The 22016-nt window shown below is 70.4% G+C and carries 19 protein-coding genes; 8 read left to right on the forward strand and 11 right to left on the reverse strand.

What is annotated here, in order from left to right:
* Window positions 1–3: 3 nt before the first annotated feature.
* Window positions 4–2085: a DNA gyrase/topoisomerase IV subunit B gene (locus BLR46_RS13410; RefSeq protein WP_093253161.1), complete on the reverse strand. Its 2082-nt coding sequence runs from the start codon at window positions 2083–2085 to the stop codon at window positions 4–6.
* A gap of 120 nt (window positions 2086–2205) precedes the next feature.
* Here BLR46_RS13410 and BLR46_RS13415 point away from each other — a divergent pair, with 120 nt between their 5' ends.
* Entirely contained in the window at window positions 2206–2409 is a 204-nt protein-coding gene (locus BLR46_RS13415; RefSeq protein ID WP_093253315.1) for a DUF7455 domain-containing protein, read from the forward strand.
* On the opposite strand, the gene nudC is transcribed toward BLR46_RS13415, so the two are convergent.
* From nudC to BLR46_RS13430, 3 genes are read right to left on the reverse strand one after another with little or no spacing between them, the layout of a single operon-like run.
* Window positions 2406–3179, reverse strand: a complete 774-nt coding sequence (gene nudC / locus BLR46_RS13420) for an NAD(+) diphosphatase (RefSeq protein WP_176761783.1) — start codon at window positions 3177–3179, stop codon at window positions 2406–2408. The genes BLR46_RS13415 and nudC overlap by 4 nt on opposite strands.
* Window positions 3180–3189: 10 nt before the next feature.
* Window positions 3190–6261 carry an ATP-dependent helicase gene (locus tag BLR46_RS13425; RefSeq protein ID WP_093253166.1) on the reverse strand — a complete coding sequence of 1024 codons (3072 nt, stop codon included), beginning with the start codon at window positions 6259–6261 and terminating at the stop codon, window positions 3190–3192.
* Complete coding sequence (locus tag BLR46_RS13430) at window positions 6258–9329, reverse strand: ATP-dependent helicase (RefSeq protein ID WP_176761784.1); 3072 nt, start codon at window positions 9327–9329, stop codon at window positions 6258–6260. The genes BLR46_RS13425 and BLR46_RS13430 overlap by 4 nt, the downstream gene beginning before the upstream one ends.
* 131 nt (window positions 9330–9460) lie before the next feature.
* On the opposite strand from BLR46_RS13430, the gene BLR46_RS13435 reads away from it, so the two are divergent.
* From BLR46_RS13435 to BLR46_RS13445, 3 genes are read left to right on the forward strand one after another with little or no spacing between them, the layout of a single operon-like run.
* A complete protein-coding gene (locus BLR46_RS13435) occupies window positions 9461–10258 on the forward strand; it encodes a PP2C family protein-serine/threonine phosphatase (RefSeq protein ID WP_093253171.1) in 798 nt (265 codons plus the stop codon).
* A 28-nt stretch (window positions 10259–10286) separates the two neighbouring features.
* Complete coding sequence (locus tag BLR46_RS13440; protein ID WP_093253173.1) at window positions 10287–10511, forward strand: DUF3107 domain-containing protein; 225 nt, start codon at window positions 10287–10289, stop codon at window positions 10509–10511.
* Window positions 10512–10537: 26 nt separating this feature from the next.
* Window positions 10538–11947, forward strand: coding sequence for a DEAD/DEAH box helicase (locus BLR46_RS13445; RefSeq protein WP_093253175.1), 1410 nt, complete (start codon window positions 10538–10540; stop codon window positions 11945–11947).
* Here BLR46_RS13445 and trpS read toward each other — a convergent pair.
* Together trpS and BLR46_RS13455 are read right to left on the reverse strand one after the other, a co-directional pair.
* On the reverse strand, window positions 11941–13029 hold the full coding sequence (trpS, locus tag BLR46_RS13450; RefSeq protein ID WP_093253178.1) for a tryptophan--tRNA ligase: 1089 nt from the start codon (window positions 13027–13029) through the stop codon (window positions 11941–11943). The two genes, BLR46_RS13445 and trpS, sit on opposite strands and share 7 nt — an antisense overlap.
* Before the next feature lie 32 nt (window positions 13030–13061).
* A complete protein-coding gene (locus BLR46_RS13455; RefSeq protein WP_093253181.1) occupies window positions 13062–13913 on the reverse strand; it encodes a PHP domain-containing protein in 852 nt (283 codons plus the stop codon).
* A gap of 38 nt (window positions 13914–13951) precedes the next feature.
* Between BLR46_RS13455 and BLR46_RS13460 the strand changes: the two genes are divergently transcribed.
* On the forward strand, window positions 13952–14425 hold the full coding sequence (locus BLR46_RS13460; RefSeq protein WP_093253183.1) for a DUF2505 domain-containing protein: 474 nt from the start codon (window positions 13952–13954) through the stop codon (window positions 14423–14425).
* 1 nt (window position 14426) lies between these two features.
* On the opposite strand, the gene ku is transcribed toward BLR46_RS13460, so the two are convergent.
* Complete coding sequence (gene ku, locus BLR46_RS13465) at window positions 14427–15227, reverse strand: non-homologous end joining protein Ku (RefSeq protein ID WP_093253184.1); 801 nt, start codon at window positions 15225–15227, stop codon at window positions 14427–14429.
* The gene (locus BLR46_RS13470) at window positions 15227–15688 is read right to left on the reverse strand and encodes a DUF6912 family protein (protein ID WP_143008307.1); all 462 of its coding nucleotides are present in this window, start codon (window positions 15686–15688) and stop codon (window positions 15227–15229) included. Before BLR46_RS13470 ends, ku begins: the two co-directional genes overlap by 1 nt.
* 62 nt (window positions 15689–15750) lie before the next feature.
* On the opposite strand from BLR46_RS13470, the gene BLR46_RS13475 reads away from it, so the two are divergent.
* From BLR46_RS13475 to BLR46_RS13485, 3 genes are all read left to right on the forward strand, one after another.
* On the forward strand, window positions 15751–16074 hold the full coding sequence (locus BLR46_RS13475; protein ID WP_143008308.1) for a hypothetical protein: 324 nt from the start codon (window positions 15751–15753) through the stop codon (window positions 16072–16074).
* Window positions 16071–17342, forward strand: coding sequence for a hypothetical protein (locus tag BLR46_RS13480; protein WP_093253187.1), 1272 nt, complete (start codon window positions 16071–16073; stop codon window positions 17340–17342). Before BLR46_RS13475 ends, BLR46_RS13480 begins: the two co-directional genes overlap by 4 nt.
* A gap of 79 nt (window positions 17343–17421) precedes the next feature.
* The gene (locus BLR46_RS13485; protein ID WP_143008309.1) at window positions 17422–17796 is read left to right on the forward strand and encodes an Rv3235 family protein; all 375 of its coding nucleotides are present in this window, start codon (window positions 17422–17424) and stop codon (window positions 17794–17796) included.
* Here BLR46_RS13485 and secA read toward each other — a convergent pair.
* The 3 genes from secA to BLR46_RS13500 form a co-directional block, all read right to left on the reverse strand.
* Complete coding sequence (gene secA, locus BLR46_RS13490) at window positions 17779–20523, reverse strand: preprotein translocase subunit SecA (protein WP_483887618.1); 2745 nt, start codon at window positions 20521–20523, stop codon at window positions 17779–17781. The genes BLR46_RS13485 and secA overlap by 18 nt on opposite strands.
* Before the next feature lie 124 nt (window positions 20524–20647).
* On the reverse strand, window positions 20648–21253 hold the full coding sequence (gene hpf / locus BLR46_RS13495; RefSeq protein ID WP_093253189.1) for a ribosome hibernation-promoting factor, HPF/YfiA family: 606 nt from the start codon (window positions 21251–21253) through the stop codon (window positions 20648–20650).
* Between the two features lie 80 nt (window positions 21254–21333).
* On the reverse strand, window positions 21334–21993 hold the full coding sequence (locus BLR46_RS13500) for a ComF family protein (RefSeq protein WP_093253191.1): 660 nt from the start codon (window positions 21991–21993) through the stop codon (window positions 21334–21336).
* Window positions 21994–22016 lie beyond the last annotated feature (23 nt).

Here is a 22016-nt window from a genome sequence, read left to right on the forward strand (position 1 = left end):
GGCTCAGGCGTCGATGCGGTCGCTCTCGAGGTTGTAGGCGCCCTCCACGATGAACTCCTTGCGGGGAGCGACGTCGTTGCCCATCAGCATCTCGAACACGTGCTCGGCCGCCTCGATGTCGTCGACGGTGAGCCGGCGCAGCGTGCGGTGCCGGGGGTCCATCGTCGTCTCCTTGAGCTGGTGCGCGTCCATCTCGCCCAGGCCCTTGTAGCGCTGCGGCTCCTTGAACGTGATGCCCTTCTTCGTGAGCTCGGCGGCCGTGCGCTGGTACTCGGCGTCGGAGTACGTGTAGATGTACTTGTCGTAGCCCCGCTTCGGCTTCGTCAGCTCGAAGCGGTGCAGCGGCGGGACCGCGGAGTACACGCGGCCGGCCTCGACCATCGGACGCATGTAGCGGAAGAACAGCGTCGCGAGCAGCGTGCGGATGTGGGCGCCGTCGGAGTCGGCGTCCGCCATGAAGATGACCTTGCCGTAGCGCGCGTTGTCGAGGTCGAACGAGCGGCCGGACCCGGCGCCCACGACCTGGATGATCGCGGCGCACTCGGCGTTCTTCAGCATGTCGCCGAGCGACGCCTTCTGGACGTTGAGGATCTTCCCCCGGATCGGCAGCAGTGCTTGGAACTCGGAGTTGCGGGCCACGTTGGCGGTCCCGAGCGCCGAGTCGCCCTCGACGATGAAGAGTTCGGTGGAGTCGACGTCGCTGCTGCGGCAGTCCTTCAGCTTCGGCGGCAGCGTGGACGACTCGAGCGCGGTCTTGCGGCGCTGGTTCTCCTTGTGGGCCCTCGCAGCCACGCGCGTCCGCGACGCGTTGACCACCTTCTCCATCAGCGTGCGGGCCATCGGGCGCAGCGCCGGCTTGGTCGTGGTGAGGAACTCAGAGAACTCCTGCTCCACGATGCGCGCCACCAGTCGGGAGACCGGCGGGGTGCCGAGGACCTCCTTCGTCTGGCCCTCGAACTGCGGCTCGGCGAGCCGGACGGTGATCACCGCCGTGAGCCCCTCCATGCAGTCGTCCTTGATCACCTCCTCGCCGTTCTTGAGCAGGCGCGTGCCCTCGAGCGACCGGGTGAAGGCGCGGTGCAGGCCCCGCTCGAACCCCTGCACGTGGGTGCCGCCCTTCGGGGTCGCGATGATGTTCACGAAGCTCTTCACGGCGGTGTCGTAGCCGGTGCCCCAGCGCACCGCGATGTCGACCTCGAGCTCGCGCTCCACGTCGGTGGGCGTCATGGCGCCGTTCTCGTCGAGCATCGGCACGGTCTCGGTGAACGTGTCGCGGCCCTGGAGCCGCAGGACGTCGGTGACCGGCGCGTCGTGGGACAGGAACTCCGCGAACTCGGTGATGCCGCCCACGAAGTGGAAGTTCTCGTGCGTCGGCTCGTCGCCGCGCAGGTCGTGCACCTCGATGGCCAGCCCCGGCACGAGGAAGGCGGTCTGCCGAGCCCGCTCCTGCAGGTGCTGGAGGCTGATCTCCGCGTCGTGCAGGAAGATCTGGCGGTCGGGCCAGTACCGCACCCGGGTGCCCGTCCTGCCCTTCGCGACGCGGCCGACCTTGCGCAGCGTGCCGCCGGGGGTGAAGGGGGCGTCGGGGCCGTCCCCATCGAAGGTGCCGGGGACGCCGCGCCGGAAGTTCATCTCCCACGTCGCCCCGCCGCGGTCCACCTGGACGTCGAGGCGGGAGCTGAGCGCGTTGACGACCGAGGCGCCGACGCCGTGCAGACCGCCGGTGGCGTTGTACGAGGAGTTGCCGAACTTGCCGCCGGCGTGGAGTCGGGTGAAGACGACCTCGACGCCGCTCAGCCCGGTCTTGGGCTCGATGTCGACGGGGATGCCGCGCGCCTGGTCGCGGACCGTGATGGACCCGTCGCCGCCCAGCACCACCTCGACCGTCTCCCCGTAGCCGGCGAGGGACTCGTCGACGGCGTTGTCGATGATCTCCCAGAGGCAGTGCATGAGGCCGCGGGTGTCGGTGGAACCGATGTACATGGCGGGGCGCTTGCGGACGGCTTCGAGCCCCTCGAGGACGAGAAGGTTCTTCGCCTCGTACTCGCGGGACCGCTGCTGCTTGCTGTGTGAGGAGGACTGCACTGCGCCACCTTATCCGACCCTTGACCGATTAGCCCGCAGCGAAATGCGGCCGGAGGTGCTGGGAATTTATGACCCACCGGGTACGTTGTTATGGACACAACCCTTGTGAAGGAGGTCGACATGACTGAAACGATGACGGACCCGACGCTGACAGCATTGGATCGTTGCGATCGCTGTGGAGCCCAGGCCTACCTTCGCGTATTCCTGCGCAGCGGCGGCGAGTTGCTCTTCTGTGCACACCACGCGGCTGCCCACCGGGAGAAGCTCGCCGAGGTTGCGAGCCACATCCACGACGAGACGTCGAAACTGCACCAGTCGTCCTAACCGCGCCAGGCGTCGATCAGGGCCCGCCCGATCGACGCCGGCCCCGGCAGGGAGATCCTCCCCGCCCCCAGCTTCGAGGCCAGCTCCTCCCTCGTGAGGAAGCTGGCCTCGACTATTTCCTCCCCGTCCACCGCGAGCGCACCCGGGTCTGTGGCGATGGCGGTGAAGCCGAGCATCAGCGAACGCGGGAACGGCCACGGCTGGCTGCCGAAGTAGTTGATGCTCGTCAGCGCAAGGCCCACCTCCTCCATCGCCTCACGGGCACAAGCCTGCTCCAGGGACTCCCCGGGCTCCACGAAGCCGGCGATCACGGAAACCCGTCCCTCGGGCCAGGCGCGCTGCCGTGCGAGCAACAGGCGGTCGTCCTCATCGGTGATGGCGACGATCACGGCCGGGTCGGTGCGGTAGAACAGCAACGCGCCGCACTCGGTGCAGCGGCGGCGCTGGCCCCTGAACTCCATGACCGTGGGGCCGTGGCACTGCTCGCACCTCGGGCCGGAGGCGTGCCAGCGCACCAGCGACGACGCCGTGGCGATCAGTTCGTTGGGTGTGGCGCGGAAGTTCGTCACCGCAGCGGGCGTCGTCGGCACCGGCCGCGCGTACCAGACGGTGCCGTCGTAGAGCCCGATGAGGATGTCGCCCTCCCGCGGCTTCTCGCCCGGCGACGGCTCGAGCGCCACGTCGCCGTCGGGACCCACGTCCAGCACCGCCGTCGGGCCCTGGCCGTCGCCCGGGGTCCGGAACAGGCTCGATGGTTGCTTCCAGCGCACGGGGCTCCCTTCAGAGTGAGAGTGCTTCGTCGACGAGACTGGGCGACGCCTTCGCGAGGACGAGCCGGTCGGTGCGGACGTAGTAGAAGGCTGCCCCCACCCGCTCGAGGTCCAGGCCGCGGGCCTCGGCCCAAGCGCGACGATACACCGCGAGCTGGAGCTCGTCGGCCTCTCCGTGGGAGGTCTTCCAGTCGACGACCATCTCGTCGAAGTCGTCGCCGTCCCACTCGTACACCGCGTCCATCCTGCCGCGCAGCTGGTAGTCGCCGACGACCATGGCGAACGGTACCTCGACGGCGATCGGACTGCGGTGCGCGAACCGGCCGGCCTCGAATGCCGAGATCAGCTCCTCCAGCGGTGCCTCGTGCCGCTCGAACTCGTCGAACCCGCCGGGCAGTTGGAAGCGTCGCTGCACCCATTCGTGGAACCGGGTCCCCAGGTGCGCCGACCCGGAGGGCCGGCGCGGCATGCGCCGCAGCAGCCCCTCGGCGAACGCCTGGGGATCGTCACGGAGCGCGATCAGCGCGGTGGCCGACAGGCCGCGCGGCAACCGCACCACCCGTGCCGCGCCGCGGTCGCGGTGGGCGATGACGTGGGCGGCCGACTCGTCCCAGTCCCGGAACGCGGCCTCCACCTCGGGGGCGAGCGCGCCGGAGGTGGTGACCCACTCGTCGTCGGTGCCGACGGCGGCCCTGACCAGTTCCGCGGCCGCGAGCTGCGCCTCGACCGCCTCGGGCGGTGCCTTCGTCGGCCACGGAGCGGTGGCCAGGACCTTCTCGATCGGGTTCACCTCGGGGTCGGTCACCTCGTCGAGCGTCTGCCCGTGGGCGGCCGCCTCGTCCCAGATCACCCGGAAGTACCGTGATTCCTTACGGGGGCGCTTCGCGCCCGGCGACCACAGGTGGCAGGTGGCGACGAGGTGGTGCCGAGCTCGGGTGGCGGCGACGTACGCGAGGCGGTCCTCGGAGTACCCGTGGTCGGTCCGGACCTCCTCCTCGTACAGCTTGCGCCCTTCCTCGGTGAACTCGGCGAGCTGCGGCACGCTCTCGGCGTCGCCGCGCAGTGGGGCGGGGAGGGTCGCCGCCCTGAGCGGCCAGTAGCCGCTTCGGTACTGCGCCGGGAACACGGTGTCGGACAGTCCGGGGAGGAACACGTGGTCCCATTCGAGGCCCTTCGCCCGGTGCACGGTGAGCAGTTTCACGGAGTTCTCATCGCTGACCACGGCCTGCTCGAGTCCGACCCCGCGGTCCTCCTCGGCGTCGAGGTACGCCATCAGGCCGGCCAGCGAGCCGTCACCGTCGACGGCGACGTAGTCGGTGCACGCGGCGACGAAGCGACCCAACTGCGTCGTCTCCTCGCCCTGTGCCAGCAGCTCCTCCTCGAGACCGAGGGTGCGGATGATGCGCAGCACGAGGTCGGCGACGGGCTCGGTGGCGTGGGCGCGCAGCCGCTGCAACTCCTCGTGGAACCTCTGGATTCGCCGGCGGCCCTCGGGGCTGAGGTCGGCGGGAGGATCGGCGACCGCGTCGAGGAGGCAGACGACCTCTCCCGGGTCGGACCCGGTCACCGTCTGCTCGAGCGCATCCGAGAGACCGGCTCCACCGTCGCCGGTCCGGTCGCCGAGGAGTTCCTCGGCGCGCCGTCCCAACGCGGCCATGTCGGCCAGGCCGATCCCCCACCGCGCGCCCGTCAGCAGCGCCGCGACGGCGGGGTTCGCCGTCGCGTCGTCCAGGATGCGCATGGTCGCCACGACCGGCACGATCTCCGGCAGCCCCAGGAGCCCGCCCAGCCCCACGATCTCGACGGGGACACCGGCGGCCCGCAGCGCGGAGAAGATCGGGGACATCGTCGCGTTGCGGCGGCACAGCACCGCGATCTCGGACCACCGGGAGCCCGCGCCGAGCGCGACGACCTGCTCGGTGAGGTGCCTGATCTCCGCCTCTTCCGTGTCGAACCTGGCCGCTTCGACCGATCCCGGGCCCGTGCCCCCCGGGGCGCGGAGGGCGACGCCCTTCTCCCCCGGGATCGTGCTGGCCAGCCGATTGCCGACGTCGAGGATCCGGGTCTGCGACCGGCGGTTGACCGACAGGGTGTAGTCGCCCGCCGATCCATCGCCGAAGTCGGCCGGGAACTGGAGGATGTTGCTGGCGGCCGCGCCGCGCCAGCCGTAGATGGCCTGGTACGGGTCCCCGACGGCGGTGACCGCATGGCCGGCGAAGAGCCTCGTCAACAACTTCGCCTGCGCCGACGAGGTGTCCTGGTACTCGTCGAGCAGCACGACCGCGTAGCGCTGCCGCAGTTCCGCGGCGATGCTCGGGACCGTGCGAGCCAGTTGCTCGGCCGTCCGCAGCTGGTCGGCGAACTCGACGACGCCCAGCTCCCGCTTCAGCTCCTGGTAGTCCGCCACCAGGCGCAGGAGTTCCAGCCGCTCCTGCTGCTGGGCGGCCGCCTCCAGCATCTTCGCGTAGGGCTTGACGACCTTCTTGCCGTACCCGGGCGCGTCGCGGAACCACTGCTCGGCCCGCGACGTGAAGGCCGCGACCTCCTCGACCCCGACCAGGTGCGACTGCATCTCGGCGTCCAACCCGAGGACCCGCTCGGGGATGGAGTGGTGGCTCAGCCGGGACAGCGCGTGGAAGGGTCCGCGCGCGCCCCGCACCACGCGCTCCGCCAACCGGAACCGCGTGGCCCCGGTGATCATCACCGGCTCGGTGTCCAGCCCTCCCCGCAACCCGAACTCCCCCACCAGGCGAGCGGCGAACGAGTCGTAGGTGGAGACCACCTCCATGCCCTCGTCGGGATCGTCGGAGCGGACGCCCGCGCGCGCCAGGGCGCCGCGGATCCGTTCGGCCAACTCCGCGGCGGCCTTGCGCGTGAAGGTGAGCCCCAGCACTTCGTGGGGCCGGAGCTGGCCGCTCCCCACCAGCCACACGACGCGGGCCGCCATCACCGTCGTCTTCCCCGTGCCCGCGCCGGCGATGATGACACCGGGCTCCAGCGGTGCGGTGATGGCGGCGAGCTGCTCGTCGCTGAAGCGGATGCCGATCGCCTCGCAGAGGTCCTCCGTGGTGCGCAGCCTCATCGGCCGATCTCCTTCACGAACGCCGGGCACCCGGCCTTGAACTGGCAGTAGTTGCACGCGGGGTTCTCCGTGGCCGGGAAGTCGCCGACCTCCAACGTCCGCACCGCCTGGGCGATCCGGTCATGGACCCACGTGGGCCCCACCTCGAGCGGTTCGTCCTTCAACTCGGGCACGGCGGCAAGGGTGGACTGCTCCACCACCGCGGGGAACTCGCCGACGGCGTGCCGGAGGAACACCAGGGCCGGAGCCTCCACGTCGCGCACGCCCGGCGCCAGGTGGTCGAAGGCCCCCTCGCCTGCGGCCAACTGGTAGACCCCGAGCTGGATGTCGTCGGCCACGTCGGCGGCGGTGCGCCGGGTGCGGCCGGTCTTGAAGTCGACGATGCGCAGGCGTGGCCGGTCCCCGTCGCGGTCGAGCAGGTCGATGCGGTCGGCGAAGCCGTGGAGCACGACCTGGCGGCCCTCGACCTCGATGGTGACGTCGAACCGCTGCTCGACGGCGAGCAGGTCCCGCTCGTGCTCGGCCAACCAGTTGGCGAGGCGCTCCAGCCCGGCCTCGATCTCCACCCGCTCCGACGCGCTCAGCCACTCCGCCTCGAACGGGATGCGATCCCAGACCTTGCCGAGTTCGGCTCGCATGTCCGCCAGGCCGAGGCCGTCGAGCTGGGCGTGCTTGGCGATGAGGTGCACGACGTCGCCGATGGAGGCCCGCGACTGGGGAGGCCGTGAGGCCTTGGCGCGCCGGTTGAGGAAATAGCGCCGGGGACAGCCGGTGAGCTCCGCCAACGCGGTCCCGCTCAGCCAGATCGCCCCGTCGGGGCGCGGCGCGGGCGTGGTCGGGCGCGCCAGTCCCCACCAGGCCTCGGGACGGGCCGTGTGCAGCCCCCGCTCCCCCAGGTGGGCCAGGCGCCGCGCCGCGCCGCGCCGGAGCGTCTCGGGCTGCTCGACGTCGGCCGCCGCGGCCCGGAGCTCTCCGACGAGCGAGGCCGCGGTCATGGGCCGGGCCGGCCGCCCGGGCACGAACTCGGCGACGACGCCGAGCTCGTGGACGAACCGCGACGCCTCGCTCGCCTCCCCCTCGGCCCCCCGGACCCCGCTCACGTGGAGGTGCGTGGCCGCCCGCGAGCAAGCGAGGTGGAAGAGCCGACGTTCCTCCCGCAGCTGCTCGCCGAGTGTCCGCGGCGAGCCGTCGAGGACCCGCCCCGGGTCCAGCAACAGGCCGCCGGGAGTGAGGCGCGGCCACCTGCCCTCCTGCACACCCACCACCCACACCCGCTGCCACTGCCGTCCCTTGGCCCGGTGCGCCGTGGTGAGCGTGACGCCGGTCCCGCGGGCCGCGAGCTCGCGCCCGGTGTCCGCGGGGATCTCCTCGCCCGCGAGCTCGCGGATGAAGGTCCGGGCGCCCGCTGCCCCCCGCCGGACCGGCTCGCGCGACGCCCGCTCGAACAGCTCGACCACCGCGTCCAGATGGTGGTTGGCTCGCCGTGACCCTTCGATCGCGGTCGCGCGGAGGCGCTCGGGCCAGTCCGTGGAGGACCACAGTTGCCAGAGCACGTGCTGGACCTCTTGGCCCTGTCCGAGCTGTTCCGCGGCGTGGCGCAGCGTCACAGCCAGCCCTGCGGCCGCCTTCGCCTCGGGGACCTGGAGCCCTTCGAGCAACTGCGGCTCGGCGAGGCAGCGCCCGAGGAGCTGGTCGGAATGGCCGAGTTGCGCGTGCCGTGCGAGCAGCGAACGCCCGAGCCTGCGCAGGGCGATGGCGTCCAGCCCGCACAGCGGCGAGCTGAGGAGGAGCCGTGCCTGGTCGGCATCGGGTGCGCCGCCCGAGGCCGCGACGTCGAGCGCGAGCAACAGGGTGACGACTGATTCCTCCTCCGCGAGGACGAGTTCGTCGGCCGCCACCTCCACCGGGATCCCGAGCCTCAGCAGCTCTCGGGTCATGGGCGCCAGCTGGGCCCTCCCTGCCCGCATGATCACCGCGAGGTCCCCCCAATCGGCGCCGTCGGCCACCGCGCGCCGGAGTTCGTCGGCGACGTGCGCGGCCTCGGAGGGCGGATCGTCGTAGATGCGCACCGTGACGCTCCCGGGCTCGGTGGAGCGCGGGGCTGCCGGGGCCGGGGCGAGCCGCGCGTCGAGTCGGGTTCGCAACGACTCCAGCGCTTCGGCCACCTGCGTGCCGTGCCGGTGGTCCACGTCGAGGTCGATCCGGGTGGAGGGGTGGAACTCGAGGAGCCGCAGCATGCCCTCGGGGTCCGCCCCGCGGAAACCACTCACCGCCTGCTGGGGGTCGCCGAAGACCACGAGCGGCAGGCCGAGCCCGGCGAGGTCGCCCAGGAACGCCGCCTGGGCGAGGTCGAGGTCGTGCGCGTCATCGACGAGGACGCCGCGGAAGCGGTCGCGCAGCGAGGCCGCGACGGCCTCGTCGCGCACCAGGAGCCGGGCGCGGTAGACGAGCTCCGCGTAGTCGAGGGTGTGCTCCAGGTCGCCCACCGCGAGGTACTCGTCGAGGAAGTTCGCGATCGCGGCCAGGGTCGCGTCGCCCCGCTCGACCGCCATCGCCGCGAGCCGCTCCTCGTCCCAGGAGCGCTGCCGCACCCTGGCCAGCACCTCCCTGAGCTGGCGGGCGAAGGCCCGGGTGCCGAGGGCGGGGCGGAGTTCCTCAGGCCATGCGACCCGGGGGCTGGCGAGCAGGTCGCGGATCCGCTGCTCCTGCTGCGGCGCGCGCAGCAGCGCCCAGGGCACCTCGTCGGCGGGCTGGAACTGCCGAAGCAGGCCCAGCGCGAGCCCATGCACGGTGGTCACGGTGGGCGACGCCTGCGCCCGTCCGACGCGCGCGACGACGTCCCGCCGGACGGCCTGGGCGGCCGACCGGGAACCCGCCAGCACCGCGAACTCCGCGAGGGGGGCGCCCTCGCGCACCCGGGCCGCCACCGCCGCGACGAGGGTCTCGGTCTTCCCGCTCCCCGGGCCCCCCACCACGACGGTCACTCCCGGCCTTGGTGCCGCCGCCTCCCGCTGCCGGGGAGTGGGATCGGGAACGCGCACGGGGTCCGGGGGCAGCAGTCTCCACATGCCCGCCATGCAACCACACACCACCGACAAACCGCACCGCCGCGGTCGCGCTGCGGCCTCGTCGGCGTCTTCCTCGCCCGCGGACCGGGGAGGCGGTAAGTTCGTCCGGTCGGAAGTCACAGGAGGAGCCCATGTCCAGGTCAGAGCGGGCGCACTACACGCGCACCCCGGCCAGCTGGATCGCCGGGTGCAGCGACGTGGGCACGCGCCACCGGACCAACCAGGACGCCTTCTGCATCGCCGTCCGCGAGTCGCCCGGGCGGGCCGCCCTGATCGCCGTCGCGGACGGCGTCTCCTCGGCCGCGGGATCCGAGCTCGCGTCGCTCGTCGCCACGGAGACGGTGATCGCCACGCTCGTCGAGAAGCTCTCCGCCGGCACCCCCGAGAACGTCGCCTTCGTCCAGTCGTTCGTCGAGGCGAACCGCGCGGTGCTCGGGGCGAGGGTCGGCGACGAGCCGGCCGCCTGCACCCTGATCGCCGCACAGGTCTCCCCCGAGTCGGTGTCCATCGCGAACGTCGGCGACTCCCGCGCCTACTGGGTCGGGGACGACGGGAGCTGCCGACTGTTGAGCACCGACGACTCCATGGCCCAGGCGCGCATCATGCTGGGCATGTCCCGCGACGACGCCGAGCAGTCGTCGCACGCCCACGCCATCACCAAGTGGCTGGGGCGCAGCGCCACCAACGTCACCCCTTCGGTGACCACCTTCCAGCCGGCGACCGACGGATGGCTGCTGCTGTGCACCGACGGGCTCTGGAACTACGCGAGCTCCCCGGAGGCCATGTGCGGGCTGGTCAGCGCCCACACCGCGACCGACCCGCGGCCCGAAGCCGTGGCCGAGGGCCTGGTCGCGTGGGCGAACGAGGCCGGCGGCAAGGACAACATCACCGCCGTCGTGGCGCGACTCCAGGTTGCCCCGCCGCGCTAGGGTGAACCATGAACGAAGGGAACATTGCATGGAGATCAAGCTCGGCATCGCCGACGTCGCCCGTGAGATCAGCCTCGAGACGGAGGCCTCCGCCGAGGAGCTCGGCGCGCAGTTGAAGTCCGCCCTCGCCGACGACGGCATCCTGGAGATCACCGACACGAAGGGACGCAAGGTCCTCGTGCCCGCACGGCGCGTCGGGTTCATCGAGCTCGGCTCCGCGCACGCACGGCCGGTGGGCTTCGGCGCAGTATAGGGCCGGCCGAGTCGCTCCCTGATAGGATCAGGCGTCGCGGACACATCCCGTCCGCCCGAGCAAGAGGTTTGATCCTGACTGAGCAGGTAGCACAAGACACGTTCCTGGATCTCGGCGTCGCCGAGCCGATCGCCGAAGCGCTGGCGGAAGTGGGCATCATCAGGCCCTTCCCCATCCAGACGCTCGCGATCCCGCTCGCGTTGGGGGGCACCGACCTGATCGGCCAGGCCCGCACCGGCACCGGCAAGACGCTCGCGTTCGGCGTGAGCATGCTCCACCGCATGGAGCACCTCGCCGAGGAGGAGCCGTCGCACGGCAAGCCCCGGGGCCTGGTGATCTGCCCGACGCGCGAGCTCGCCGTGCAGGTGGGCCGCGACCTCGCCGTGGCCGGCAAGCAACTCCGCACCCGGGTCCTGACCATCTACGGGGGCACCAGCTACGACGACCAGCTCGGCGCGCTGGCCACGGGCGTCGACGTGGTCGTGGGCACCCCGGGTCGGCTGCTCGACCTCGTGCAGCGGCGCGCGCTGGACCTCTCCGAGGTGCAGGTGCTCGTGCTCGACGAGGCCGACGAGATGCTGGACCTCGGCTTCCTGCCCGACGTCGAGCGACTCCTCGACAAGACGCCCAGGTCCCGCCAGACCATGCTGTTCTCCGCGACGATGCCGGCGCCGATCCTGACGCTCGCCCGTTCGCGGTTGAACCGTCCCATCAACATCCGTGCCGAGGGCGAGGACGCGCAGGCGACCGTCCCGGACATCAAGCAGTTCGTGTACCAGGCGCACGACCTCGACAAGCCCGAGGTCATCGCCCGGATCATCCAGGCCGAGGATGCGGAGAAGATCATGATCTTCACCCGTACCAAGCGCGCCGCGCAGCGGCTCTCCGACGACCTGGTGGACCGCGGGTTCGCGGCCTCGTCCATCCACGGTGACCTGAACCAGGCCGCCCGCGAGCGGTCGCTGAAGAAGTTCCGGGCGGGCACGATCCGGGTCCTCGTCGCCACCGACGTGGCCGCGCGCGGCATCGACATCACGGGCGTCAGCCACGTGATCAACAACGAGTGCCCGGACAGCGATTCCACCTACGTGCACCGCATCGGCCGCACCGGCCGTGCAGGCAACACCGGCGTCGCCGTGACGCTGGTCGACTGGGCGGACCTCCACCGCTGGAAGCTGATCAACGAGGCGCTCGACCTCGGCATCCCGACGCCGGTCGAGACCTACTCCTCATCGCCGCACCTGTACTCGGACCTCGGTATCCCGGAGGGCACCAAGGGACGCATCGTCCCTCCGAAGCCCGCCCGCCACGAGGCCGAGGCCAAGCCGCAGCAGCATCGCGAGCGTCGGCGCGCGGAGCGCACCGAGCGGCCGAGCAAGCCCCGTCGACGCCGCCGCCGGGTGGTCGACGGCGTCGAGGTCAAGGGCGATCAGTAGACCATCTTCATCGCGGTGCGCACTTCGTCGAGTGTCTGCACCGCGATTTCGCGCGCCCGCTCGTTGCCGCGCGACAGGACGCCGCTGAGGTAGCCCTCGTCGGCCAAGAGCTCCTGGCGACGGGCGCGCATCGGGGCGAGGTACTCGTTGAGGGCCTCGGTGGCCAGCTTCTTCAGCCCGCCACCGCCGGCGTCACCGAGCTCCGCTGCGACGTCGTACGGGTCGCGGCCGCTCGCGAGTGCCGCGATGTTGACGAGGTTCGACACCTCGGGTCGGTTGGCCGGGTCGTAGGTGATGTGCCGGTCCGAGTCGGTGACCGCGCGCTTGATCAGCTTGGCGGTCTCGTCCGCGGTGAACCCCAGCTCGATCGTGTTGCCCTTCGACTTCGACATCTTGGTGCCGTCGAGGCCGAGGACAGTTCCCGACTTGCTCAGCAGCGCCTCCGGCTGCGGGAAGACGGGGCGGGACTCGTCCGCCCGGCCGAACCGCTCGTCGAAGCGCCGGGCGATGACCCGCGCCTGCTCGAGGTGCGGCAGCTGGTCCTTGCCGACCGGGACGAGGTTCGCCTTGCAGAACAGGATGTCGGCGGCCTGGTGGACCGGGTAGGTGAGCAGCAGCCCGGACATGGGGCGCCCCTGAGTGTCGTCCAGCTCGGCCTTCACGGTCGGGTTTCGGCGGAGTTCCGCGTCGGTGGAGAGCGCCAGGAAAGGCAGCATCAGCTGGTTCAGTTCGGGCAGCGACGAGTGCGTGAAGAACGTCACGCGATCGGGATCGAGGCCGACGGCGAGGTAGTCGGTCAGCAGCGAGTAGACGCGCTCGCGGATGGGGCCGAGCCCGTCGCGGTCCGTGATGACCTGGTAGTCGGCGATGAGCACGAAGGTCTCCACCCCGGCACGCGCGAGGCGCACCCGGTTCTCCAGCGAGCCGAACAGGTGCCCGATGTGGAGGTTACCGGTGGGGCGGTCGCCCGTGAGGATGCGGAATCGTTCCGGGTGTTCGCGGATCTCCCCCTCGATCTCGAGGCTGCGGGCGGTGGAGCGCGCGAGGGAGGCTTCCGGGTCGAACTGGGCTTCTTCGGTCATAGGACCCTAGATTAGCGGCCCCCGCGCGATGCTCAGACCAGCCCGCCGCGGCGCCGGATCCGCGCCACGAGTTCGTTGTACGCCGTCGGGCGGGTGACGTTGGAGCCGAGGTCGTTGTGCTGCTTGCCCAGGCCGTGGTAGTCGGAGGAGCCGGTCCTGACCAGGCCCAGCCGTCCCCCCATCTCGAAGAGGAGTTCGCGGGTGTGCGCGTCGTGGTCCACGTGGTCGACCTCGATCCCGTCGAGGCCGTACTCGCGCACCAGTCGCTCGATCACCGGCGCCGTCAGCACCGCCCTGGACTCGCGCGACCAGGGGTGTGCGATGACCGCCACGCCCTTGGCGCCGTGCACCAGGTCGATGGCCCGTTCGAGGGGGCACGCGTAACGGTCGGCGTACCCGGGCATCCCGACGCCGATCCAGGTGTCGAAGGCCTCCTTGCGGTGCCGCACCACGCCCTTCCGCACCAGGATGTCGGCGACGTGCGGTCGCCCCACCGCGGCGGCGTCGCCGGCGTGCTCGTACACCTCCTCCAGGCGGATGTCGATCCCTGCGGCACGGAGGTTGTCGACCATGCGGGGCAGCCGGTCCACGCGCGCCGCCCGGATGCGCGCGAGTTCGTCGGCCAGGTCGCGGTTGCGCGGGTCGCAGCCGTAGCCCAGGAGGTGCACGGACTCGTCGTCGTACTTCGCGGACATCTCCAGCCCGCCGAGCACCTTGAGACCCGTTCGCTTGCCGGCCTCCAGCGCCTCGGCGATGCCGGCGAACGAGTCGTGGTCCGTCAGTGCGATGACGTCCAGCCCCGCCTCGATCGCCTTGTGCACCAGGGCCGTCGGCGAGTCGGTGCCGTCGGAGACGTTCGAGTGGGTGTGCAAGTCAATCCGCATGTGGTCATCCTAGGACCCGGCCTCACTAGGATGGTGGCATGAAGCTCGCTTTCCAGCAGACGTTCCCCGCCTCCCCCGACAAGGTCCTGGACCTCCTCCGCAACGAGGAGTTCATCGCCGACGTGGCCCAGCACGCCGGGGCGACGGCGCACGACATCCGCATCCTCGGCGACCGCACCGAGCTCGACATGGAGATCCCCACTCCCGGCAACGTGGCGTCGGTGATCGGCCGGACCGTGAAGCTGACGCTGACGATGCGCTTCTCCGAGCCCCGCGCCGACGGGTCGATCCCGGGGAACGTCGACGTGCGGGTGCCGGGCATGCCGGTCGAGGCCGACGCTGTGGGGCTGCTCACCCCCGAGGGCGCCGATCGGACCGTCGGCAACTACGAGGGTGACCTGCGCGTGAAGATCCCTCTGGTGGGGAAGAAGGTCGAGCAGCAGGTGCAGCCCTTCGTAATCTCCGCCTTCGAGGGCATCGAGCGGCGCGCCAACGTGTGGCTGACCCGCTGACTCAGCTGGCGGCCTTCGCCTTGCGTCGCTCCTCGATGGCCGCGACGGAGGCCTTGAGCGCCGCCATGAGGTCGATCACGTCGCCCCCGGTGGCCTGCTCCTCCTCGCCCTCCGGCACCGGCACGCCCTCCAGCTTGGCGTTGACCACCTTGAGCAGCGCCTCCCGGTAGGCGTCGGTGTAGAGGGTCGGGTCGAACTCGCCCTCGAGCTGGTCGATGAGCAGGTCGGCCAGCTTGATCTCGTCCTCCGACACGGTGACGTTCTCGGGGGGCTCGGCGAATCCCCCGTCGCGCAGCTCGTCCGGCCAAAGCATGGTGTGAAGGAGCAGGAGATCGCCGCTCGCGCGCACGAGGGCCAGCGACTCGCGGGTGCGCAGGGCGACCTTCACCAGGGCCGCCTTGTCGCGACGGGCGAGGGCCTCGCGGAGCAGGACGTAGGGTTTGGCGCCGATCTTGTCGGCCTCCAGGAAGTAGGTCTTGACGAAGTAGGTGGGGTCGACGTCCTCCTCGTCGACGAACCGCACCACGTCCACGGACTTCAGCGTCTTCAGCGGCAGGTTCTCGAAGTCCTCGTCGGTGAGGATGGCCATCCGGCCGTCGTCGGCCTCGTACCCCTTGGCCAGTTCGGAGTACTCCACCTTCTTGCCGCACTTCTCGCACACGCGCTGGTAGCGCACCCGTCCGCCATCCTCGGCGTGGACCTGGCGGAAGGACACGTCCTTGTCCTCGGTGGCGCTGTAGAGCTTGACGGGGATGGACACGAGCCCGAAGCTCACCGACCCCTTCCAGATGGCCCTCGGCATCACTGGCTCCTTCGGTACTCGGCGACGTCGTTCCAGAGCAGGTCGTGCTCTGCCAGGAGCTCCTGCACCTCGGGCATGTCCCAGGCCTCGTCGATGCTGGCGCCCTTGCGCACCTCCGGCAAGTCTACGCCGGGGGCGTCCACGAACCAGGCGGTCATCGACTCCGGGGGGCACCGCGTGAGGAGGCATTCCCCGTTCGGCGAGTCCTCCCCCGGCTCCACGAGGGCGGGATCCACATCGGCCACGACGACGACGCGCTCCCCGAACTCCACGAGGCCCGCGACGGAGGCGAGGACCAGCGCGGCGTACTCCGCGTCCTCCGCCATGTCGGCCGTGTAGCCGAGCTCCTCCAGGAGGTCGGGGGTGACGGTGTACGCCCGCCGGTTCTCCACCGGAACGCGTCCCACGAGGACGTCCAGTTCGTCGGAGGCCACCGGGATGAAAACTAGTTGCCCTTGCACGGTCCCCAGCGTACGGGCATGCTTGCCCGAAATTCGGTAGGTTCGGACCCGGAAAGGTGGAAATGCGCAGACTGTTGGTCCTTCTGACCGCGATGTTGTCGGTGGGGTGCACCGCACCGACCGCCGACCCCGTCACCGTCGAGTTGGACGTGCCCGAGGCCGGCATCGCCCAGCCACTCGAGCAGCACGTCGACCTCGGGGCCGAGGTCACGCTCAGGATCACCAGCGCAGTGGACGACGAACTGCACGTGCACGGCTACGAGCTGCACATCGTGACCCCGGCCGGCGAGACCGTCGAGGAGGTCTTCGAGGCCGACATGTCCGGCAGCTACGAGATCGAGAGCCACCAGGCCGGTCAGGTCTACATGAACCTCATCGTCTCGTGACGCCGCTGCACGGCATCGCGTCGCGCTCCGACCTGCCGCTGCCCTTCGAGGCCGTGCTGGCGGGCGCCGGGGCCGTCCTCCTGCTCACCTTCTGGATCCTGCTGTTCGCCTGGCGTCGGCCCCGTTACGACGACGACACCGGTACCCCGATGCCACGGCTGACCCGCTTCGTCGACTCACCCCCGGTGGCCCTCGGGCTCCGCGTCCTCGTCGGTGCCGTGTGGCTGCTGGCCGCCGTTGCCCTGGTCCTCGGCGCCGACCGCATCGACAACCCGGCGGTCGGCTTCATCTACGTGTGGCTGTGGGTGGGCCTCGTGGTCGTGTCGTTGCCGTTCGGGCAGGTGTACGCGGCCACCAGCCCGGTCCGCTCCCTGCTCGCGTGGCGCGGTGCCACGGTGAGGCACACCGACGACCGGGGCAGCCGCGTCCCCGGCGCCATCGCGCTGCTGGCCTTCCTGTTCCTCGAGCTGGTCGTCCCGGGCGGGGTGACATTGCCCGTGCTCCGCGCCGCCGCGGCGATCTGGCTGGTCTGGGTCCTCGCAGGCGCACTGCGCTCGACGGCGTGGATCGGGAGGGCGGAGCCCTTCGAGGTCTACGCGTCCACCGTCGCCCGAATGTCGCCGTGGCGCCGTCGCGATGGCGTGATCCACCGCCTCGGTCCGCTGCGCAACCTCGCGAGTTGGGCACCGCCGTCAGGCACGTGGGCCGTCGCGGTCGTGCTGTTGGGTGGCACGGCGTTCGACGCGCTCTCGAACTCCGCCGCCTGGGTGCGGGCCACGCAGGACAGCGCCGTTCCCGCCTGGTTGCTCGGCACCGCCGGGCTGCTCTCCGCGGTGGGCCTCGTCTGGGCGTTGTATGCCATCGGTTGCCGGCCGCTGCGTGACGGCGCCTCGCTGCGCGCGACGATGGACCGGTACTCCACCGGGCTCGTACCGCTCGTCGTGGGCTATTGCTCGGCCCACTACGGCACCATGTTCTACCTCGAGGGGCAGCGCACCGCGATCTGGTTCAACGACCCGTTGGGTCGCGGCCACAACCTGTTCGGATTCGTGGAGGCGGCACCCGACGTGACGCTTTTCGCCTTTCCCGCGGTCGTCGCGTGGACCCAGGTGCTGCTCATCGTCGGCGGGCACATCCTCGGCGTCCTCGTCACGCACGACATCGCCTTGCGTGCTCCGACGGTGGGTACCGCGCGGCACCAACTGCCACTGCTCGTGGTGATGGTCGCGTTCACCGTCGGCGGTCTGCTGTTGATGTTCGGCGGCTGACGGACGCCCGCGAAACCAGTGTTGTCCTACTGTTCGTAGTTGCTGGTCCCGGCGCGCCGCGGCGGCTTAGCGTGTGGGCATGCTCACTTCCCGGATCACCGCCCCGCAGCCCGTGCTTCGCCCCCCGGCAGCGCAGCCGGGGCCGCGGCCGCCGCACCAGGCGCTGCAGTTGGCCGTCGCGGTCGTGGAGGCCATGATGGGCCGCCGCCCCCTCCACCACCTGCGCAGCCGGCTGGACCCGCATTCCTTCCAACGGCTGGTGGCGTTGCGGACCTCCGGCCGCTTCACGCGCTCGCAAATGGGCGGCCTGCGATCCCAGATGCCGTCGCCGACGGCGGTCGAGGTGTCCATCCGGATCTCGCTGGGGACGCGGTGGCTCGTCTGCGTACTGCGCCTCGACAACCGCTCCGACTGGGGCTGCTCGGACTTCCTGGTGCTAGGCGCTGACGGTTGAACGGCCGTGGCAGGCCTTGTACTTCTTGCCCGAACCGCAGTAGCAGGGCTGGTTGCGGCCGGGCTTGTTGCCCGCGGCGGGACCCGGTTCCTTGGTCTTGACCACTTCCCCGGTCTCGGAGGGCGCGGAGTAGGTGAGGTTCTCGGGCGCCTTCTGCTCGAGTCCCTTCGCCAGTGCCACCTGCTTGGCGAGCGCGACGGGATCCTGCCCGTCGCCGCTGCTGATCAGCTGCACTCCCGACGTGTCCGGCTGCGGCTTCGGGATCTCCAGGTTGAACAGGTACCCGACGACCTCCTCCATGAAGGCGTCCATCATGGCCTTGAACATGTCGCCGCCCTCCCGCTGGTACTCGGTCAGCGGGTCGCGCTGCGCCATCGCCCGAAGGCCGATGCCGTCGCGGAGGTAGTCCATCTCGTAGAGGTGCTCGCGCCACTTCCGGTCGAGGACCGTCAGCAGCACCTGGCGCTCCAGCTCGCGCATCCGGTCCTCGCCGATCTCCGCCTCCCGGGCGTCGTAGGCGCGGGAGACGTCCTCGGCGAACATCCGCACCATCTCCGACTGGTCCGGGAGGTCCTCGTCGAGCTCGTCCACGGTGATCGAGACCGGGTACAGGGTGCGCAGCTGGGTGATCATCTGCTCCAGGTCCCACTCCTCCGGGATCCCGGTGGTGTGCTCGACGACCACGTCGCTGACCACCTTCTCCGCCGTCTCCCGGAGCTGCGGCGACACGTCGGCGCCGTCGAGCACCCGTCGCCGGTCGCCGTAGATGGCGTGCCGCTGGCGGTTCATGACGTCGTCGTACTTGAGGACGTTCTTGCGCATCTCGAAGTTCTGGCTCTCGACCTGCTTCTGGGCGCCCTCGATCTGCTTCGAGACCATCTTCGAGTCGATCGGGACGTCGTCCGGCACGTTGAGCATGAGCATGGCCCGCTCCAGCAGCTCGGGGCGGAACAGGCGCATCAGGTCGTCGCTGAGCGACAGGTAGAACCGGGACTCGCCAGGGTCGCCCTGACGACCTGAGCGGCCGCGCAGCTGGTTGTCGATGCGCCTCGACTCGTGGCGCTCGGAGCCGACGACATAGAGCCCGCCGGCCTCGACGACCTCGTCGTGCTCCGTCTTGACCTGCTCCTCGAGCGCCTTCAGCGTGTCGGGCCACTGGGCCTCGTACTCGTCGGGGGTCTCGACGGGGTCGAGCCCCAGCTTGCGCAGCTGGAGATCGGCGAGGAACTCGGGGTTGCCGCCGAGCATGATGTCGGTGCCTCGACCCGCCATGTTCGTCGACACGGTGACGGCGCCCTTGCGGCCCGCCTCCGCGACGATCGACGCTTCCTTCTCGTGGTACTTCGCGTTCAGGACGTTGTGGGGCACCCCGGCGCGCTTGAGCATGGTGCTCAGCAGTTCCGACTTCTCGACGGAGGCGGTGCCGATCAGGACGGGCTGGCCATCCTCGTGCCGGGCGACGACGTCGTCGATGATCGCCTTGAACTTGGCCTCCTCCGTGCGGAACACGAGGTCGGGCTGGTCGATGCGGACCATCGGGCGGTTCGTGGGGATCTGGATGACGCTCAGGCCGTAGATCTTCTGGAACTCCGACTCCTCGGTCTTGGCCGTGCCGGTCATGCCCGCGAGCTTGTCGTACATGCGGAAGTAGTTCTGGAGCGTGATGGTGGCCAGCGTCTGGTACTCGTCCTTGATCCGGACGCCCTCCTTCGCCTCCAGCGACTGGTGCAGGCCGTCGTTGTAGCGGCGGCCCTCGAGGGTACGGCCGGTGTGCTCGTCGACGATCAGCACCTCGTCCCCCGCCACGACGTAGTCCTTGTCGCGCTTGAAGAGCTCCTTGGCCTTGATGGCGTTGTTGAGGTACGAGATGAGCGGGGTGTTCGCGGACTCGTAGAGGTTGTCGATGCCCAGCCGGTCCTCGACCTTCTCGATGCCCGACGCGAGGATCGAGATGGTGCGCTTCTTCTCGTCGACCTCGTAGTCGTGGTCGCGCTGCAGGGACTTCACCATGCGGGCGAAGACGGGGAACCAGTCCTTCGAGTCCTGGGCCGGGCCGGAGATGATGAGCGGCGTCCGGGCCTCGTCGATGAGGATGGAGTCCACCTCGTCGACGATCGCGTAATGATGCCCGCGCTGCACCATGTCCTCCTTGCGGAGCGCCATGTTGTCGCGGAGGTAGTCGAAGCCGAACTCGTTGTTCGTGCCGTACGTGATGTCCGCGGCGTAGGCCTCGCGGCGCTCGGCCGGGGACATGGACGCCAGGATCGCGCCAACCCGCAGCCCGAGGAAGTGGTGGATGCGGCCCATCTGCTCGGACTGGTACTTGGCGAGGTAGTCGTTGGTCGTGACGATGTGCACGCCCTTGCCCGTGAGCGCGTTCAGGTAGCTGGGGAGGGTGCCGACGAGGGTCTTGCCCTCACCGGTCTTCATCTCGGCGATGTTGCCCCAGTGGAGCGCGGCACCGCCCATGAGCTGCACGTCGAAGTGACGCTTGCCACTCACCCGGACGGACGCCTCGCGCACGGCCGCGAACGCTTCCGGCATCAGGGTGTCCAGGGACTCGCCGTCCGCGAGCCGCTCCCGGAACTTCGCGGTCTCCTCCTTGAGTTCGGCGTCGCTGAGCGCCTGGAAGTCCTCCTCGATCAGGTTGACCCGGTCAGCCACCTTCTGCAGCTTCTTCAGCTGCGCGGAGGAGCCGAGGCCACTCAGGAAGTCCATGAAACCCACGTCGTACGTCCTTCGGTCGCAAATGTTTGCCTCGGCCATCCTAGCGCCCGGGCGCAAGGCTGTACGGACAAGCAGAGGACGGCCCGGGGCGGTGGAGCCCCGGGCCGTCCTCGCGTAGCTGCGCCTACTTGGAGACGTCCAAGTGGATCACGCCGTAGTTGTACGCCTTGCGGCGGTACACCACCGACGGGCGGCCCGTCTCGGCGTCCTCGTAGAGGAAGAAGTCGTGCCCGACGAGTTCCATCTCGTCCAGCGCCTGCGCGAGCGTGAGAGGAGTGGCCTCGAAGACCTTCTCACGCACCACGAGCGGTCCGTCACCCTTCACGACGAGGCCGGCGACCTCGTGCGTGGGCACGGTGTCCTCGTCGGTCTCCGGCACGGGCGCCTCGAAGCGGGGCAGCTCGCCGTTCGGGGATCGTAGGCCGCGGTGGGTCTTGCGACGGTCAGCCGCCTTGCGCAGTTGGGTCTTGAGCCTGTCGAGCGCCCCCTCGAACGCGACCATCTTGTCCGAGGAACGACCCTCGGAGCGGATGACCGGTCCCTTGCTCCTCAGCGTGACCTGCACCACGACCGCATCCTCCGGATCCTTGGTGGCGCTTCGCGACTGGAACTCGACCTCGGCTCGTATCAGCCGATCACGCAACCGTTCGATGGTGCTCAGTCGCTCCGCGACCTGCTCCTTCATTTCCGGGCTGATCGTGCAGTGACGACCCGTGACGACGACGTCCATGGCTCCTCCTTGGGGTAGAAAGCACGAGACCGCAGCTTTCAGCTATTTGCTGGACCGCTGCGGCTCTCCATGTGCCAACGTTACCGCCTTGCCCCAACGGGTGGGCGGACTACCGGCCAGTTTCCGTCCGCATCGGCGATGACCGCAGCGCCCAGCACGCGGCAGCCGGCGGCTAGGAGCGCGCGGTTGGCCTCCGCCAGCGACGCGCCGGTGGTGACGATGTCGTCGACGATGACCACCGGCCCGGGGACGTGCCCCGCCCGCATGGTGCCCAACGTGTTGGCGGCCCGCGCGCCCGCCCCGAGCCCCTGCTGGTCGGCGCCCCGGCGTGTCCGCCTGAGCACCCTTCGACTGCCCAAACCAAGCAACCGCGCCGCGCGTCCGGCGAGGCGGGCGCCGTGGTCGAAGCCTCGGCTGCGCACAGCGGCCGGGCGCGACGGGACCGGCACCAGGATCGCGTCGCCCGGCGGGCCGAGGGCGGCCACCGCGACCGCCAGCCGGATCGCCAGCGCGCGCTCGAGGTGCAGCGCCCCGTCGTCCTTGTACCTCGGGATGCCGGAGCTCAGGATGGGCCGGTAGTCGTTCGCCGCCACGATGGGAAGGCCGTCCAACCTTGGCGCCAGGGACGGCGGCTGGTCGAGGGCGTCCCAGCACGACGGGCAGAAGCCCCAGCGCGCCTCGTCGCATCCGGGGCACTGGGCGCCGAGCAGGAGGTCGGCGAGGGCGTCGATGATTCGCATGCCCCACTGTGGGCGCGTGGCCG

Source organism: Tessaracoccus oleiagri (genome assembly GCF_900103275.1).
Classification (GTDB): Bacteria; Actinomycetota; Actinomycetes; order Propionibacteriales; family Propionibacteriaceae; genus Arachnia; species Arachnia oleiagri.